Below are 16915 nucleotides of genomic sequence, written 5' to 3'. Positions count from 1 at the left end.
AGTTAGTACTTACTTTTAGCTTGCTACTGATGCCATATCTAGCACTTTTGCGTGCTTTAAAATTTTGCCCTGACCGTATGAACATTCAATTTCACTAAGGGCTTCCAGCTGCGCCTCAGAGTCCACACCCTCTGCGATAACCTGAAACTTCAGGTGTTCAGAAATAAGCATGACTGATTGAATAAGCTTTAAATTGCGTTGGGAACGCGGAAGTGACTTCACAAATCGATGATCAATTTTTATGAAATCGAACGGGTAAGCAAACAAGTAGCTAAGTGAAGCCAAACCGCTACCAAAGTTATCAAGAACTAGCGTTACGCCAGCGCGTTTAAGCTTTTTAATTGCCGGTAAGATGAACTGCGAGCGTCGGTTCAAGTCATTCTCATCGAACTCAAATACTAGCTGGCTAGGTGCTACGTTAGAAGATGCAATTACATCAATCATTTGATTAACCATAGAAGCCTGTAGTAAATGATTAATCGAAACGTTAACCGCTATCTTATTTATGGGCTCATCGGTATTTTCATAGTGCTTCAGCAAATCGCAGGCTTTGCTTAGCTGGAACAAATCAAGGTCTAGCGTTAGGCCGCTGTGCTCAGCCACTTGTCTAAACTGCTCTCGGGCTATTTTGCCGTAGGCCGGATGAGACCAGCGAATATACATTTCTTTGTACAGCGTGCTGCTGTCATTTAGGTTAATCACTGGCTGCAAAAAGTAATCGAACTCTTCTTCACGCAGGGCGCGCCTAAACTCATTTTCAAGCTCAAGCTCTTCTATCAGCCTATCGCGCATGCTCTTATCAAACATGACATAGCGGCCACGCCCGAGGGTTTTCGCTTGGTACATAGCAGCGTCAGCATCGCGTAGTACCTCGTCGGCGCTGCGATAATAGGTTTCTAAGTGTGCGATACCCACACTGGCGCCAGAATACATTTCGCGGCCATCCAGTAAAAATGGCTCTGAAATAGATGCAATAATGCGGCAGGCTACTTCTTCAACATCCGCCTCATCTTCAAAGTTATCCAATAGTACAACAAACTCATCTCCCCCTAAGCGGGCTAATAAGTCGTGACCGCGAATACACAGCGCAATGCGTTTGGCGACCTCAATTAAAAACTCGTCGCCCGCGTGGTGACCTAGCGTGTCGTTAATAACTTTAAAGCGGTCTAAGTCGATAAATAAAACCGCGAATAAGTTATCGCTGTAACGTTGCTTACTGGCAATGGCTAGTTCTAATCTGCTGGTGAACATAGCGCGGTTAGGTAAGTCGGTTAATGAGTCGTGGTGAGCGTCGTGAATTAGCTTAAGCTCAATCTCTTTACGCTCTTCAATTTGCTGCTTGAGAAACTTATTCGTGCGGTTAAGCTCTGCGGTACGCTCTTTTACACGCTCTTCAAGCTGCACGTTATATCGCTGCATAGACTCGGTGTTGCGTTTTCGCTCAATGGCTACTGCAATATGATGCGAAACAAAACGCAGAAGCTCTTGGTCGCGGGCATTGTATTTTGCCAGTTTACCGTAGGTTTGAACCGCAATAACCCCGGCAATTTCGCCTTCAACGACAAGTGGCGATCCAAGCCACGAGTTAGCGCTGTTCAACATCGTTTGCGCTAACGAAACGTCAATTTCCCCTGACTCTGCAAGTTCCAGTACTCTTGGCGGGTTGATAAGCTCAGCTTGCCCAGTGCGCAATACGAACTCAGTCAGCCCCAATCCAAGCGGCCTGGCATCAATTTCACTTTGTTTGGTATCGCTAAAATAAGGGAACTCTAACAAGCCCTCTTCTTTATTATGAATGGCTATGTAGCAGTTTGGCGCACTAATTAGCCTCGCCAAAATCTCATGCAAACTGGAATAAAACGCATCCATATCTCCTTCAAGATTAGCGGCAAGCTCAGAAATCTCGAAAAGTGCTTGTTGCAGCGACTCTACTTTTTGGCGCTCAAGAATTTCTTCCTGTAGGTCATCGTTAATTTTTCGCAGCTGACGGGTTCTTTCACGGATAGTGCGCTCGGTAAGCTCTCTATTTTTTACCCTATCTACGGTTGTCACAATATGCTGAGAAACAAAAAGTAGAACTTCTAAATCTTCCTGACTGTAGTGCACGCCTTCATCGTAAGTTTGCACTACCATTGCTCCAATAACTTGACTACCGCGTTTTAGCGGTACCCCCAACCATTCAACGGGTGGCGAGCCCACAAGTTTAATACCGTATTCTGAAGCTAAGCGTTCTTCGTCATCGCGTTTGTAGAACAAGTGGTGGCCGGTTTTTAGAATATAACCGGTCATGCCATCCATAAGCTGTGCAGCGGGTAATTGCCTGACAGTTTTTTCGTCGAATTCATCAACAAAATAGGCAAAGTCGACAATGTGGGTCTCTGGTTCGTAAAAGGCAACAAAGAAGTTGTCTGCGTTCATGAAGTCGGCAATGATTTCATGAATAGCGGAGTAAAGGCGATTTAGGTGGCTTACAGAGCTGGCAAGTTCAGAAATATCAAAAAGCGCCTTCTGAACACGTTCAGCGCGTTTGTATTTGTCGGTAAGTTGTTGAAGCTGCGGTATAAGTTCGCGCAGTTCATCTTCCGTCAATTCGTGTTGCGTCGAATCTTTTGACATTCCGCTCGCCAGTAAAAAAGTAACGTTTCCCCAACGGTTTAAACTACCCGATCAGCGGGTAAAACGCTACTTTTTCCATCAAGTTGTTGCTATATATCAGGTATTAGATACCTTCAATCATGTACTCAATAGCGGCTTTAATTTCGTCGTCAGAACAGTTGCCACAGGTACCACGAGGAGGCATAGCATTAATACCGTTCAAAGCATTCTGCCATACGCCGTCAAGACCGCGCTCGTCTAGGCGAGGTTGCCAATCGGCGGCAACGTGAACTTTAGGAGCGCCCAGAACACCTGCAGAGTGGCAAGCTACACATGCAGAGTTGTAAACGTCTTCGCCAGACTTTGCGCCGCCAGCTGCACCACCGCTACCTTCGGCGGCTGCACCTGCAACGTGTACCTGACCTACCGGCTTAATGCGATCGGCAATTTCATCGTTACTCATTTCTTGTGCTTGTGCTGCAAATACAGTTAGCGCAGTAGCAGCAACAGTTAACCAAGTTTTTAATTTCACATCTGTCTCCAGGCAATGATGAATTTGTTTAAAATATAACTGGCCAGATTATAACGGTTAATTGGGGTTGAACAACTATTTGAAGCCAATTACCTATAAAAAGTAAGGATTTTTAACGCTTATGCCAAGCCATCTAAAGAGATTTTAATAAATGAGTTGAAGCCAGCCCGTGGCGTCAGTATTATTACGCCCCGTTTGCAGCATGCGTGTAGTCGCGTATTCCTTGTTGTAAATGCTCAGTGATTATCTCACTGGTTCTACAAACCGCCCTTAGCTCAGCTGGATAGAGCGCGGCCCTCCGGAGGCCGAGGTCAGAGGTTCGAATCCTCTAGGGCGGGCCATTTCTTTCTGAAGCACTGTGCGCATCCCAAGCCTATGCAGCGTTAAAGTCATTCCAACGCATAGCAAAGTCGCTATACTGTTTTTCACTACTTCCATTTTTTCAAACGTATCAACGAGCCCTCATGTCGCCTAAGTCTTTGCGTAACCCTAGTTTTGCTCAGTCACTGGTTTGTTTTAGCGTTATTGTCGCGCTAATAGCGGGTGGGTTGTTTGGCCTAGGTATTAGCCTGCATGCGCTCATTTTTTTATGTTTACTTTGGGCTGGTGTTAATGCGTTTAGTTTGGGGCACTCGTACCTGCAAATCCGCGAATTAATGACCAGCGCACTAACCCGGGCCATGCCGGCAATTTATATCTTTATCCTTTTAGGTATGGTTATCGCAAGCTTTATGCAAAGCGGCACTATCTCAACGTTAATTTATTACGGTTTAGGCTGGTTAAACCCCAGTATATTCCTAGCGGTGGGATTAATTTTGTGTGCGGTCATGTCGGTAGCTACGGGAACATCGTGGGGAACCGTGGGTACTATGGGCGTAGTGCTAATGGGTATTGGCGCAGCCATGAACATACCACTGCCCATTGTGGCGGCCATGGTGGTATGCGGTGCCACCTTTGGCGATAAAATGTCGCCAGTTTCTGATACCACCAATCTCGCGGCCATGAGTGCGGGCACCAATCTTTATCGGCATATGTACGCCATGTTGTTGACTACACTGCCCAGCTTTCTTCTCACCTTCGTTATTTTCTTGGCATTAGGGTTCAGTTATGCAAACCAGAATTTAAATGTTGAAGATGTAGTTGAAATCAAAGCCGCGCTTGCCAGCCACTATAACCTTGCACCCTACATAACACTGTTACCCTTGGTATCGCTTACAGTGCTAAGCATCAAAAAAGTTACGGCTGAAGTGACTATGTCGTGCAGCATTTTGCTTGCCGTAATCATCGCTATTTTTTACCAAGATACCAACACCATTAGCGTTCTCAATGCACTGTGGGAAAACATCCCACAAAACACGGGTATCGAAAACTTAGATGCGCTTTTAGGTAGGGGCGGCATCAGCAGCATGAGTTGGACGCTACTCCTTGCCCTAATGGCAATCGCACTAGGCGGCATATTACACGGCGCAGGTTTTTTAGCGGCGCTGTTGGCGGGCATTGTTGAACGGGTAAAACGCACGGCAACCTTAATTGCAGTTACCATAGCATCGGGTTTTTTAGGTAACCTAGCTATGGGCGAGGCTTATATATCTATTATTTTAAACTGCCAATTGTTTAAACCAAAATATGAACAGCAAAATCTTGACCCTGCCGTGCTATCAAGGTCGGTAGAAGAGGGGGCAACCATGACCACAGGGCTTATACCATGGACAACCGCCGGCGCGTTCTACTCTGCTACCCTAGGCGTTGACGTGCTCGATTACGCGCCTTATGCCTTTTTCAACTATCTAAACGGCGTTGTTGCAGTGATCATGGCCGCATTGGGGATAGGTTTATTGAAAGGGAAAACCGCAAAACGATAAGTCAGCTATTTTGAATTTTGGAAGTGGCTGCCGCGTTTACCCCCTTAAAGGGATAATTACGACTTTATCCCCACTAGGGGATAAAGCCGCAAGGGTAGTTATGATTTAAGCCGCTTTTGGCTTCAACCAATGCTGCGCCAACATGCCGACAATCATGGCACCTACAAACAACAGCACATCAGTTTGAAGCGACGCAATCGCCACTACTGCAGGCCCTGGGCAAAAGCCGCTAATACCCCAGCCAATGCCAAACGCCGCAGAGCCAAGAATTAGCTTTGCATCAATGGTTTTGCTGGTAGGAATATCAAACTTATTCGCAAACAAGGGTTTGCTGCGCTTGCGCACCCAATACATTCCCGGTGCAGCCACCAAAATAGCACCACCCATCACAAATGCTAGCGTGGCATCCCAGTTGGCACTGAAATCTAAAAAGTTCAGCACGCGGGCAGGGTTGCTCATACCCGATATAATAAGGCCTAAACCAAATAAAAGCCCACAAATAAGCGAGGCGATAATTGCTCTCATAAGTACATGCTCCTCGGTAACTTATAGGTGTCTGATAATATTCGTGGTCACGATTGCAGCCGCCATAAAAGTAAGCGTTGCCACAATAGAGCGGGGGGATAATCGAGATAAGCCTGCTACCCCATGGCCCGACGTACATCCAGAACCAAGGCGTGTGCCAAAGCCGACTAATAAGCCCGCAATTACTAACCATGCCGAGCTCATTTGAGTTTGAACCTGTAAATCGCCAACAAACACCATATAAAGCACGGCAGATAAAACAATGCCTGCTATAAAGGCTAAGCGCCAGTAACGTTCAATGCCACGCTGTGTCATTGCGCCTGCGGCAATACCCGAAATACCGGCAATACGGCCAAGGGTAAGCAGTAATAAAACCACTGATAAACCAATAAGCAGCCCACCTGCCAAGCCGGTAAGCGGTTCAAAGGGAGTTGATGTCCAGTTTTCCAATTTTCTCTCCTAAATCTACTCGTGTAATGCCTTACTTAAAAAGCATTTTCTTATAAAACATATTATAAACAGCAGCCTAAATAAGGCCTGCTATTCAACTTCTATAAAATCGATGGCAAGGTGCATGGCTAGTGCGCCCTCTCTGTCTTTCACTAAATCGTACAGTGTAAATTGGTCAAGCTCGCTGATGAATTTATCAGCCGCGTTTTGAAGAATTGACTTCAAGCGACACGCTGGCGAGATCACGCACTTATTCGTTGGTGATGCAAAGCATTCAGCCAATGCCACGTCTTCTACGGTAAGGCGAAAAACATCGCCTAAATTAATTTCTTCTGCTTCTTTGGCCAGCGTAATACCACCACCGCGACCTTTTGTGCCAGTGACATACCCCTGCTCAATAAGCAGCGTAATGACTTTCTTTAAGTGGTTGAAAGACACGAAGTACGCATCTGCAATATCGCTTGTCTTCACAAGGTGGTTTTTTCGTAGCGCGAGATATATCAAAACGCGAAAAGCCAAATTGGTAAAAGTATTGATTTTCATGGAATTTATCATAAACGCTAAGTTCAACTTTCCTGATGTTACAGCAGCACGAAAATTAAATATATACTTGAGATGTACATTAATATATATTTTGTTCTATGATATAACAAAATGAAATAAGGTGTCGATATGATTATTCTTGGCTACATCGCTGCTGCTCTTATGGGGATGGTTTTAGGCGTAATAGGCGGAGGGGGCTCAATCCTTACTGTACCTATCCTCGTTTACTTAATGGGTGTTACGCCAGATGTCGCCACCGGCTATTCATTGCTTATTGTGGGTGCCACGGCCGCATTCGGTGCAGTAAGGTATTTCAAGGAAGGTTTAGTTGACATTAAAGCGTCTATTTTATTTGCAGTGCCTTCTATCATTGCCGTTTATCTGACACGGGCATTTTTAATGCCTGCCATTCCCGAAACCATTTCCTTTCAATCGCTCACTATAGATAAGAATCTAGGCATCATGGTTCTGTTCGCCATGCTGATGCTGGCCTCGGCTGCCATGATGTTAAAAAAGGCTTACAGCAAATCAGCACCAGCAGCACAGGTAATTGAGAACAAACAACCCAACGTAGGGCTGATAGTCATTGAAGGCGCCGTAGTTGGTGTTGTTACCGGCATACTCGGCGCGGGCGGGGGCTTTCTTATTATACCTGCCTTAGTACTTATTTTAGGCATGCCCATGAAAAACGCGGTGGGCGCGTCGCTATTCATTATCGCCTTAAAGTCGTTGCTTGGCTTTATTGGTGACCTACAAACCGGAATTCAATTGGAGATGCCTTTGCTGCCGCTTATGCTGGTAGCCACGTTTATTGGGATGGCTGTCTCCACGAAGGTGGCGGGAAAACTAGACGGTGCAGCTTTGCAGAAGTTCTTTGCATTTTTCACTCTAGTTATTGCCGTTTTCATCATGACCAAAGAACTTCTCTAGGAGAACATCTATGAACGTTGAAACATTTTACGATAACAAAACGGCCACGTTTACTTATGTGCTATTCGACCCTGCTTCCAAAGAGTGTGGCGTGATAGATTCGGTTGCCGATTACGATATCTTTTCGGGACGGGCGTCAATGGAAAGCGCCGACAAAGTTATCGACTTCGTCAATCAAAACCAGCTTAAGAACAAGTGGATTTTAGAAACCCATGTGCACGCCGACCATATTACCGCAGCGCACTATTTAAAGTCTAAGATTGGCGGCAAAATTGGTATTGGCTCAGGTATTAAAACGGTGCTAGATACCTGGCTAGACGTATTTGAAACGGCGAACGACACACCAAGGGATGGCAGTCAGTTCGATGTGCTGTTCGAAGAAGGTGACACCTTCAATATCGGTGAATATGAAGTAAAAGTATGGCATACGCCGGGGCATACGCCAGCCTGCGCAAGCTTCTTGGTAGACGGCAAAATATTTGTAGGCGACACCATGTTCGCCCCTAACTTAGGAACGGCGCGCTGCGACTTCCCGGGTGGCAGTGCCGAGCAACTTTACAATACCATTCAGCGCTTCTTCACTCTGCCTGACGACACCACCGTTTATCTTGGTCACGACTATCCTAAAGAAGGTGCAGCTCCGCTATCAACGGTATCGATCAAAGAAGCGAAAGAAACAAATAAGCAAATTCGCCCAGAAGTAACCCTTCAGGAATATGTTGAAAAGCGCGAGGCAAGAGATGCAACCCTTGCGGTACCCAAGTTACTTTTGCCTGCTATACAAGCAAACCTTCGAAACGGCCAGTTTGGCGCAACATCTGAAGGCGGCAAGCAGTTCATAAAAATTCCTGTGAATGCTATTTGAGGGTGAAATTATGCAATATGCCAATGTAACACAACAGCTATCTGTCTGCCCTCAAATATCAGTAGACGATATAGAAGCAATAAAAGCAGCAGGGTTCAAATCTATTATTTGTAACCGCCCTGACGGTGAAGGCGCAGACCAGCCCACTTTTGCTGAAATAGAAGCAAAAGCATCTTCACTGGGTTTACCTTGCGTATATCAGCCTGTAGTGAGCGGTAAAGTAACTCAGCAAGACGCAATAACGTTTGAAGCGAACCTACAAAAATTAGAAGGCCCCGTATTTGCTTACTGCCGAACCGGCACTCGCTCCATTACGCTATGGGCCATGACCGCAACCAAAACTCTTTCTTATGAAGAGGTACTCGGCTTATCACAGAAAGCAGGCTATGACTTGAGCGGGGTAGTCCGTCGCCTAAAAAACGGCGGTGAGACACCTAACGACCATGCCGAACACTCTCATGCGGTAGTGATTGTAGGGGCGGGCGCGAATGCAGGCCCCGGTGGTTGCCAATAACTTACTTTACGAGCGCGGTGTGCAAATAGATAAAGCCATATACAACGGTTATGGCAGCTGCCCGCTTACTGTAGAGCGAGGTAAAGTGATATTGGCCGAATTTGGCTACGGCGGGAAAATCCTAAACAGCATGCCAACGTGGGTACTTGACGGTACCAAACCGTCGCGCCTAGCATGGTATTTAAAAGAAAAGTTGCTTCCACCCATTTATTGGGAAGGCATGCTAAAAGGCAGAGAATGGCTGGCTAAACCAGAAACTCAGCATATTAATAGGTGGTAACTCGTCATTAAATTCGACCAAAAGCTTTAGCCCTTTAAAGCGGGTTAAAGCTTTTTCTTATTCGGCGAGCGATTTACCTTGAAATATCAATGGCTTGGTCTAGCCAGTCGGTGCAACGTAAGTTACTCTTTACGAATCAATCGATAGCAAAGAAAGGCAGCAGAGAAAAACTTGTTATTTGTTCGGTGACGGTGGGAAGCGCTGTAACTACTTTATTCGAAGAGCTATGCCGCTTTATCTTCTTGTTGAAGAATATCTTCAAAAAACCAAGCGGCTAGCGCGTAGCGACCGTCAAGTTGAGACTTTGCGTAAACTGCCGATGCTTGTTGCCTAACGGTTTTCTCTTTTGTATTTCTTGCCGCTGCAATTTCTTGGGTGCTTAAGCCTTTTAACATGAATAAGGCTACCTCTTTTTCGCTCGGGGTTAAGCTCCAATCATTGAACTGATTTTCGACCTCGTGCAAGTATTGCGCTTTCACATTTCGCAGCTTGTTATTCATAGAGCTCAATCGTGCATTGGCGGTATTAAGCTCAGCGAGTAACAGTTTCGTTTTTCGGGTACGTCTACGCATATCAAAGATGAGATAAACAGCCATCAAACCCGCAAGTAACACAATCATAGATTCCTCAATAATGTGTGAAGTAGGCACATTCAATGACAAATCGACCATGACATCTCTGAAGTTTAAAAACATGATGAGCAGTAAAAGGCTAGTAATTACTTTATCTTTCATTTTCTTTAAAAACAGCTAGTTAAGGCTTCATGGGACATATGTCTAATGACGATAAGACACATAAAGGAGAATACTATAGATATTAGTTTCTCTGGCGTTTGCGTATGAATACCCGTTATCTGTTCATCCTTTTAAGTTTTCTCGTATCGAGCTTATTTACAATCAGCAGCGTGGCGGCTGAAACGTTAAGTGCTATCACCAATAATACTACACAGCGCTTAAAGCAAATCTATAACGTTAACCCTGAAAAACTGCAGCATAACGTACAAAGCATCAATCGTTGGTTACAGGGGCCAGCCTCTTTGCAGCTTATTGCACTGCCAAGCGATACACAAGGTGGTACAGATGAGTATGAGGTAGGGGTATTTTTTCCCTTTCGGTCACCTGCAGGCAGAGAGCTAGACGCTCAGCAGTTGTCTATAACCAAAGCCCTGGATAATCTTCAGGAAACGCGGTTCAGACTCATGACAAGCGGTTTAATAAGAGAGGCACTGTGGCAGCGTCTCTTTGCAAAAGCTGAAGTAGATGGGCTGTTAAAAAAGCAAGAGTGGATTGCGTCGTTAGACGGTGTAATAGCAGGCTTAGCAAAAACTGGCGAGCTCGACCGCATCGCCTCATTAAGGTGGCAGCAGGAAAAACTTTCACACCAATTGGCGTTGAAAAAAGCGCAAATGGCGTTAGAGAAGGCGCAGAAACAATACAAACAAGTCACGGGTACTGATGTATTACCAGAGCACGTTACCGAAGTTTTAGCCGGTGATCTCGAAAACAAGCTGCAAACACACCCTGAATTAAGGCTACTTAGCCTGAGTCAATCTCAGATTGATATGAACCTGGCGCAGTCTGACCAATCACTTTCTCCTTGGGTGCTAGGCGTTATAGCAAGGCAACTTAGGGGGCCAGCGGGCAATGAGAATCTGCTTGGTGTCAGTATCAATATTCCGCTGCCAATGGGCGAAGGCAACTCTGCAAACAATTATGCGTCATGGAAAGCAACACGGGACGAACTTACCGAAGCATTGGCAGAAACGTACACACGCCTACAAACCCAGCTCAATGACGCCTTGCAACAGGTTAACTACCTTACTGAAGCTACTAACAATTTAGAGGAGCAGGTTGAATTGGGTACAGAGATCACCGAGCTGTACCAACAGCAGGGTAGCGTGTTGCCCAAAACATTTTGGCTAGAGCAACTTATCGCCCAGCAGGAGCTTAAGCTAACGCTGTCACTTAATCGTCTACGTCGCGCTGAAGCGATATCAAAAGTTAATCAAATCGCAGGAGTTACGCTTTGAAATTATTCACCTTTGTTTTCACAAGTTTGTTTCTGCTGCCAGCTATTGCGCAGACCGAAGTCCCAATCGATAGCCTTGGAAAGTTGAATTTAACCTACGTCAACGCAGCGCCGTCACAAAGCGTGCAAAAGGCGGTATCGACGGGCATTGTAGCGCCTTTTCCTGGATCGCAACTGCATCTTATGGCGCCTATGACGCCGCAACAGGTGCAGTACCTTGTAGCCGATGGCACAGCCGTAAGCAAAGGGCAGAGGTTAGCTATGCTAAAAGGCAGTGAAGTACATCATTTTACTGAAAATTTAAAAGCAAAAACTGCTTTGCTTAAAATCAGCCAAAAAAGGTTTAATGCGAACAAGCCCTTATTTGAAGCGAACGCCATATCACAGTCTAGCTGGTTTTCTATCACACAAGCTTATTACGACGCAAAACTTGCCTGGGGGCACTTAGACCATTTTGCTGAAATGTTTGAGTCAGACGAAGATGATGATATTGGATATTTGTTAGCCCCAGAGGCGGGGTTATTTTTATACGCAAATGGCGAGAAAGACGCAGAGGCAACGCGGCTAGGCAGCATAATTAGCAATAATTCACTCAGAATTAAGACCATGGTAAGCGCCGATGAAGCAAGCCTAATATCATCAATAGAAACCGCGAACTGCCAGGTTCAAGTTGCGCGTACAGACGCAATAGTTAACGAGTATCTAGCTTCAGTGTGGTCTGAGCCACTGCCTAAAAGCTGCAACCTTAAATTAGGCCAGCGCGCGCAAGTCAGCGGTCACTTTCAGCTTAAAGCTTTGAAAATTCCTGCACAAAGCGTGTTTTACCTGAACGGCCAATCGTCGGTATTCGTGCGCTCTGGTAACGTGCTTAACGTTGTCTCCGTAGAGGTAGTTGGGCAAAGTGGTGCAGACGCGCTCTTAATCAAAGCAACGCCACAGCTTAATAACCAGCCGGTGCTTTCCTCATCGGTAAGCGCAGTGCAAGGTGTGCTTATTGGACTAGGAGAGATGGAGTGATAGCCCGTATTATACAATTTTCACTTGTACAGAGGTTGTTTGTACTTAGTGCTTTCATTGGGCTGACTGTTTTTGGAATTAACGCGTGGTTGAACCTGCCTGTCGATGCATTTCCTGATATATCGCCAACACAAGTTAAGGTCATCATGAAAGCAAATGGCATGACCGCAGAAGAAGTAGAAGCGCAAATAACCCAGCCCATAGAAACTGAACTGCTAGGAATTCCACATCAAACCATTTTGCGTTCAACCACCAAATACGCCATTACATCCATAACGCTAGATTTCGAACAAGGTACAGACATATATTGGGCCAGGCAGCAAGTAAGCGCACGCTTAGCAAGTGTGGCCAATTTACTGCCAGCCATTGCCGAAGGCGGGCTTGCGCCTATGAGTACCCCTTTGTCTGAAATGTTTATGTTCACCATTGAAAACCCAAGCCTTTCACTGCAAGAGCGCAAGCATATTCTCGATTGGCAAATACGCCCTGTGCTTCGTACCGTAGCCGGCGTTGCCGATGTGAACGTATTAGGCGGATTTACTCGAACATTTCAGTTTGCGCCCGATTTATCGCGCTTAGTTGCCTATGGGTTTAGTTTAAATCAACTCGAAGCAGCACTGGCCGAAGCCAATATGAATGGAAGCGTTGGGCGAGTGCGAGCAGGCGCCGACTCACTTGTGATCAGAACGCAAAGCCGCGCCACCAGCCTTGAAGAGCTCGCGGAGTTAGTAGTGGGCAATGTAGGCGGGCAGCCGGTAAGACTGTCTGATCTCGGTACGCTCTCCCTTGGCAGCCTTACGCGCTATGGCGGGGTAACCCGAAACGGAGAAGAGACTACTCAAGCGTTAATCGTAGCGCTAAAAGACAGTAATACAGCTAGCGTTGTTGAAGGGGTGATGGAAAAGCTAAATGCGCTCAAAGCTACGCTGCCAGAGGGGACCGAGCTTAACGTTTTTTACAACCGTAAAACGTTAATCGACACCGCTGTTGGCACCCTAACCAATGCGCTAACACAAGCTGTACTTATCGTTATTGTTGTATTGGCTGTGTTTCTTGGCAATGTGCGCGCGTCTTTCGTGGTTGCGCTGGTTATTCCTATTGTTGTGCTGCTTACGTTTCTTGCTATGAGTATGACGGGCATCACAGCGAACTTGATGAGCCTAGGCGGGTTGGTCATTGCAATTGGTATGCTGGTAGATGCGTCGGTGGTTGTGGTTGAAAATACCCTATCGCAGCTTGGCGCGAATAAACCGTTACCTCGCCTCCATTTGGTGTACCGAGCCACCCGCGAGGTGGCGGTACCAGTAATTGCAGGCACCGTTATTGTTATTGTGGTATTCATGCCCCTTCTAACGTTAACCGGGCTAGAAGGTAAATTGTTTTCACCGGTAGCTACCACCATTGTTTACGCCATGATCGCCTCACTGGTCACTGCATTTACCCTTATTCCCGTGGTTGCTTCGTTTTTACTTTCGTCCAAAGACGGGGGGGTGCCGGGGTATTTGCAATCTCTTCAGTTAGCCTATCGACGCTCTTTAACGTTCGTCCTCAATCACGCTAAATTAACAGGCGTAGTGGCACTTAGTTTACTGGTTTTAAGCGGTCTTTTGTTCTCGATAGCGGGCAAAACCTTCATGCCGGTCATGGATGAAGGCGATATTATTGTGCAATTTGAAAAGTCGCCAACCATATCACTGTCATCGTCACTTGAAATAGACAAACAAATAGAGCGCATGCTGTTAGCGTCGTTTCCAGAGATAGAGCAAGTTGTTGCGCGAACTGGATCAGACGAATTGGGGCTCGATCCCATGAGCTTAAATGAAACCGACGTTTTTATGCAGCTTGCACCCTCAGATACCTGGCGCTTTAGCAATAAGCAAGCGCTGGAAGCGGCCATACGAGAATCGCTTCAGGCATACCCGGGTATAAACGTTGGCTTTACGCAGCCTATACAAATGCGCGTGTCTGAAATGCTTACCGGCACAACGGGTATGGTGGCCATCAAAATTTTTGGCGCTGACATGCAAACACTGTCGGATATTGCAAATAACGTGGCTAACGTTGTACGAAAGCAAGAGGGCGCAGTAGACACGAATGCCACGCTCATTGAAGGCGGTGACTTTCTTAGCATTATTCCCAAACCAGGTGTGGCCATGGCGTTTGGAATGACTAACGCGGCACTTTCACGCTATCTAAAAATGCAGGTTACCGGCATTCAGGTGGGAGAAGTAATAAAAGGCAGAGTGCGCACACCAATCTACTTTGGCGAGTTAGAGCAGGGGCAGGCCGCTATTCTATCACCAGATGTACTTAACAGCATGATGGTACTTATGCCCTCGGGCCAAGAGCTAATGCTCTCTGATATTGCAAACATTACCCGCACACAGGGCCCAGCAGTTATTGAACGAGAAAAGGCTATGCGCTTTGCTGTTGTAACCACAAATGTTGAAGACCGAGATTTAGTGGGGTTTGTTGAGGCAACGCAAAAGGCTGTTCGTTCTAGCGTGTCTTTACCTTCGGGCTATGCCATAGAGTACGGCGGCGAATTTGAAAACCAAATACGCGCTACGAATAACCTGCTTACGGTAATACCTTTGGTAATCGCTGTTATTGTACTGATATTGTTTACTATTTTTGGTTCGCTGAAACTTGCTGCACTGATTATGGCTAACGTGCCTTTTGCAGTAATGGGCGGCGTTTACGCACTGTTTATTACCGGCGAATACATTTCGGTTCCGGCTTCAGTGGGCTTTATAGCGCTACTCGGTGTGGCAGTGCTAAACGGTGTGGTAATGGTGTCGCATTACGAATCATTGAAAAGGCAGTCGTTATCGCTATCTGAGCGCGTAGCAAGTGGGGCGGTATCGCGTTTACGCCCTATTTTAATGACCGCAACCACGGCAATGTTTGGCTTATTACCTTTGGCGTTTGCATCAGGGCCTGGCGCTGAAATTCAAAAGCCGCTGGCGATAGTCGTAATTGGCGGGTTAATTTCATCCACGCTTATCACACTATATCTTTTACCTATTGGCTATCACTACTTGGAGCGCCGTCAAAATGGATAAGTCCCAGCTACTAACGTTGTTTATCGACAAAGAAATGGAGGCTGATGTGGTAGATTGCCTTATTCAGTTAGATGGTGTGAGCGGTTTTACTGTATCTACGTGTTTTGGCTTTAGCCGCGAGAGCGCCCACCTGAACAAGGCCGAGCAAGTTGCCGGGGGGCGGCACATGCTGAAAGTGGAGGTAATCCATAACAGTGAATACGCGCAAGCGATGTTGCAAGCGCTAAAGGCACTTAATGGCCGAAACGCCATACGCTATGCCATTACGCCAGTATTTGATGAGGGCCACATAGTACAAAGCACGCTGTAAGCCGCTATATGTTATAAAAGAGATACGCCGCTAGTGCGGCCTGCTTATTATGTTGCAGCGATTAAGCGCGCCTAAAATGCATGCGAGTAAAAGTAACTAGCGGCACAATTAACTTTTACAAAAGCCCTGCTGTGTTAACGTAGCCACCACAAATAGGCCTATTTTTTAGCAACAACTTCCAAGCAAATAGCAGCATGTCAGTAAAGAATTACCAAAAATTCTACCAGCCACTAAGAGCTGTAAAATCGGCTGACTTTGGCCGCTGCTTTTATTGCGGCTGCGAAACTGCACGCCAAGACTTTATCCCGCCCATAAAATTCATTCACGACTGGCAAAGCGGGCACCTGCAGGCGGACTTTATTTCCGTACCTTCATGTAACGAATGCTTCGACCTGCTAAAAGATGAAAACAACGGCACCCTAGAACCCAGAATAAACACCTTAAAAAAGCGTTTGGCAGCAAAGTATAAGAAGGCCATTAGGGTATATAACCACTGGAGCATGGAAGAAATTGAAGAGATGGACGCCGCATTTCAAATAAGCCTAAAAGGCGGCATGCGACTGGGTAAAGAAACCCTGTCACGCCTTCAATTTGCTGGGTTCGATTTTGAAATAAACGGCAGCATAACGCGGGTGGCAAAACCACAGCGCGAGGTGTTTAAGGTATTCGATGAAGAATTTAGCAGCTTTAGAGAAGCGCTAGCCTTTGCCAGCGCCACCTACAAAATCAAGAAAAGCCGGCTAAGCCAGCTTTATTTCGACAACGACGAAAGCTTTGATAGTGCGATTGAGGCTTTTCATGAGTTGGTTGAGGGTAGACCCTGATAATTTAATTGTTGGCTTTGCGATCCGGTGTCCGAGGTTCGAACCCTATCGAGGCCACCATTATTCTTGACCGTTCTTTAAGAAGTACAAATCAGAAAACCCCATCTTTGCAAATTCGGTATCTCTGAAGTTTCTTACGGTTTTTTGTCTTTGCTGATAGCGGCAAGTTGTTGTTCAGTTTGAAGGAACTGGGAAAGGTCTATTCCCTCAGCATCGGCCACGGCTTCATGCATATTTTGATGGCGGCTGTAAGAAAAATTTATCTCTTTTGCCACACCTTTAAACTTATAACGTACTTTATGGGCCATGTTTTACTCACGTTGGTCGATGTAATTCAAAAACGGTTTAACCGCTATTATAAACTGAATTAGCGCCAATGATTACCGTATTAAAAAAAGCGGGTGGCAAAACAACAGCGCGAGGTGTTCGATGAAGAATTTGGTTGCTTTAAAGGAGTGCTGGCTTTTGCACTCCGGAGGTAAAAGTCATAGGTTCGAATCCTCTCGGGTGGACCATTCCCAACTTTCTTGTCTTTTGCTTTTTTAAGTCACTGACATTCAAAAAGCCTTCTGTGA

General features: G+C 46.1%; 16 protein-coding genes, 1 tRNA gene and 1 pseudogene. 11 read left to right on the top strand and 7 right to left on the bottom strand.

The window, feature by feature from the left end; genetic code table 11:
• Positions 1-15: 15 nt before the first annotated feature.
• Together RJ41_RS14855 and RJ41_RS14850 are read right to left on the bottom strand one after the other, a co-directional pair.
• Positions 16-2616: a sensor domain-containing phosphodiesterase gene (locus tag RJ41_RS14855; RefSeq protein WP_039222462.1), complete on the bottom strand. Its 2601-nt coding sequence runs from the start codon at positions 2614-2616 to the stop codon at positions 16-18.
• Positions 2617-2719: 103 nt separating this feature from the next.
• Positions 2720-3127 carry a c-type cytochrome gene (locus RJ41_RS14850; protein ID WP_039222459.1) on the bottom strand — a complete coding sequence of 136 codons (408 nt, stop codon included), beginning with the start codon at positions 3125-3127 and terminating at the stop codon, positions 2720-2722.
• Positions 3128-3391: 264 nt separating this feature from the next.
• Here RJ41_RS14850 and RJ41_RS14845 point away from each other — a divergent pair.
• Together RJ41_RS14845 and nhaC are read left to right on the top strand one after the other, a co-directional pair.
• Positions 3392-3468: transfer RNA gene (locus tag RJ41_RS14845), tRNA-Arg, on the top strand.
• 123 nt (positions 3469-3591) lie between these two features.
• A complete protein-coding gene (nhaC, locus tag RJ41_RS14840) occupies positions 3592-4989 on the top strand; it encodes a Na+/H+ antiporter NhaC (protein WP_039222545.1) in 1398 nt (465 codons plus the stop codon).
• 105 nt (positions 4990-5094) lie between these two features.
• On the opposite strand, the gene RJ41_RS14835 is transcribed toward nhaC, so the two are convergent.
• The 3 genes from RJ41_RS14835 to RJ41_RS14825 form a co-directional block, all read right to left on the bottom strand.
• Complete coding sequence (locus RJ41_RS14835; protein WP_039222456.1) at positions 5095-5514, bottom strand: YeeE/YedE family protein; 420 nt, start codon at positions 5512-5514, stop codon at positions 5095-5097.
• Positions 5515-5535: 21 nt separating this feature from the next.
• Complete coding sequence (locus RJ41_RS14830; protein WP_039222454.1) at positions 5536-5964, bottom strand: YeeE/YedE family protein; 429 nt, start codon at positions 5962-5964, stop codon at positions 5536-5538.
• A 90-nt stretch (positions 5965-6054) separates the two neighbouring features.
• Positions 6055-6507 carry an RrF2 family transcriptional regulator gene (locus tag RJ41_RS14825; RefSeq protein ID WP_039222452.1) on the bottom strand — a complete coding sequence of 151 codons (453 nt, stop codon included), beginning with the start codon at positions 6505-6507 and terminating at the stop codon, positions 6055-6057.
• Between the two features lie 129 nt (positions 6508-6636).
• On the opposite strand from RJ41_RS14825, the gene RJ41_RS14820 reads away from it, so the two are divergent.
• Genes RJ41_RS14820 through RJ41_RS19415 form a run of 4 tightly spaced genes read left to right on the top strand, consistent with a single transcriptional unit; the run spans position 6637 to position 9096 of the window.
• On the top strand, positions 6637-7437 hold the full coding sequence (locus RJ41_RS14820; protein WP_039222451.1) for a sulfite exporter TauE/SafE family protein: 801 nt from the start codon (positions 6637-6639) through the stop codon (positions 7435-7437).
• 10 nt (positions 7438-7447) lie between these two features.
• Positions 7448-8302: an MBL fold metallo-hydrolase gene (locus RJ41_RS14815; protein ID WP_039222450.1), complete on the top strand. Its 855-nt coding sequence runs from the start codon at positions 7448-7450 to the stop codon at positions 8300-8302.
• Between the two features lie 10 nt (positions 8303-8312).
• Entirely contained in the window at positions 8313-8816 is a 504-nt protein-coding gene (locus RJ41_RS19420; protein ID WP_240485803.1) for a protein tyrosine phosphatase family protein, read from the top strand.
• Positions 8791-9096, top strand: coding sequence for a hypothetical protein (locus RJ41_RS19415; RefSeq protein WP_052235487.1), 306 nt, complete (start codon positions 8791-8793; stop codon positions 9094-9096). The genes RJ41_RS19420 and RJ41_RS19415 overlap by 26 nt, the downstream gene beginning before the upstream one ends.
• A gap of 224 nt (positions 9097-9320) precedes the next feature.
• Here the strand turns inward: RJ41_RS19415 and RJ41_RS14805 are convergent, their stop codons facing one another.
• A complete protein-coding gene (locus RJ41_RS14805) occupies positions 9321-9830 on the bottom strand; it encodes a helix-turn-helix transcriptional regulator (protein ID WP_039222446.1) in 510 nt (169 codons plus the stop codon).
• 104 nt (positions 9831-9934) lie between these two features.
• On the opposite strand from RJ41_RS14805, the gene RJ41_RS14800 reads away from it, so the two are divergent.
• The 5 genes from RJ41_RS14800 to RJ41_RS14780 all read left to right on the top strand — a co-directional run bounded on the left by RJ41_RS14800 (position 9935) and on the right by RJ41_RS14780 (position 16340).
• The gene (locus RJ41_RS14800; protein WP_039222443.1) at positions 9935-11125 is read left to right on the top strand and encodes a TolC family protein; all 1191 of its coding nucleotides are present in this window, start codon (positions 9935-9937) and stop codon (positions 11123-11125) included.
• A complete protein-coding gene (locus RJ41_RS14795) occupies positions 11122-12141 on the top strand; it encodes an efflux RND transporter periplasmic adaptor subunit (protein WP_039222440.1) in 1020 nt (339 codons plus the stop codon). The genes RJ41_RS14800 and RJ41_RS14795 overlap by 4 nt, the downstream gene beginning before the upstream one ends.
• On the top strand, positions 12138-15206 hold the full coding sequence (locus RJ41_RS14790) for an efflux RND transporter permease subunit (RefSeq protein ID WP_039222436.1): 3069 nt from the start codon (positions 12138-12140) through the stop codon (positions 15204-15206). Before RJ41_RS14795 ends, RJ41_RS14790 begins: the two co-directional genes overlap by 4 nt.
• Positions 15199-15516, top strand: a complete 318-nt coding sequence (locus RJ41_RS14785; RefSeq protein WP_039222434.1) for a DUF3240 family protein — start codon at positions 15199-15201, stop codon at positions 15514-15516. The genes RJ41_RS14790 and RJ41_RS14785 overlap by 8 nt, the downstream gene beginning before the upstream one ends.
• 194 nt (positions 15517-15710) lie before the next feature.
• Positions 15711-16340, top strand: coding sequence for a hypothetical protein (locus tag RJ41_RS14780; protein ID WP_039222431.1), 630 nt, complete (start codon positions 15711-15713; stop codon positions 16338-16340).
• 60 nt (positions 16341-16400) lie between these two features.
• Here RJ41_RS14780 and RJ41_RS14775 read toward each other — a convergent pair.
• Positions 16401-16648 (bottom strand): annotated as a pseudogene (locus tag RJ41_RS14775) (DUF2960 family protein).
• Between the last annotated feature and the right edge of the window lie 267 nt (positions 16649-16915).

The organism is Alteromonas marina (assembly GCF_000808575.1).
GTDB classification, from domain to species: Bacteria; Pseudomonadota; Gammaproteobacteria; order Enterobacterales; family Alteromonadaceae; genus Alteromonas; species Alteromonas marina_A.
This window is presented reverse-complemented; position numbering and strand designations above follow the sequence as displayed.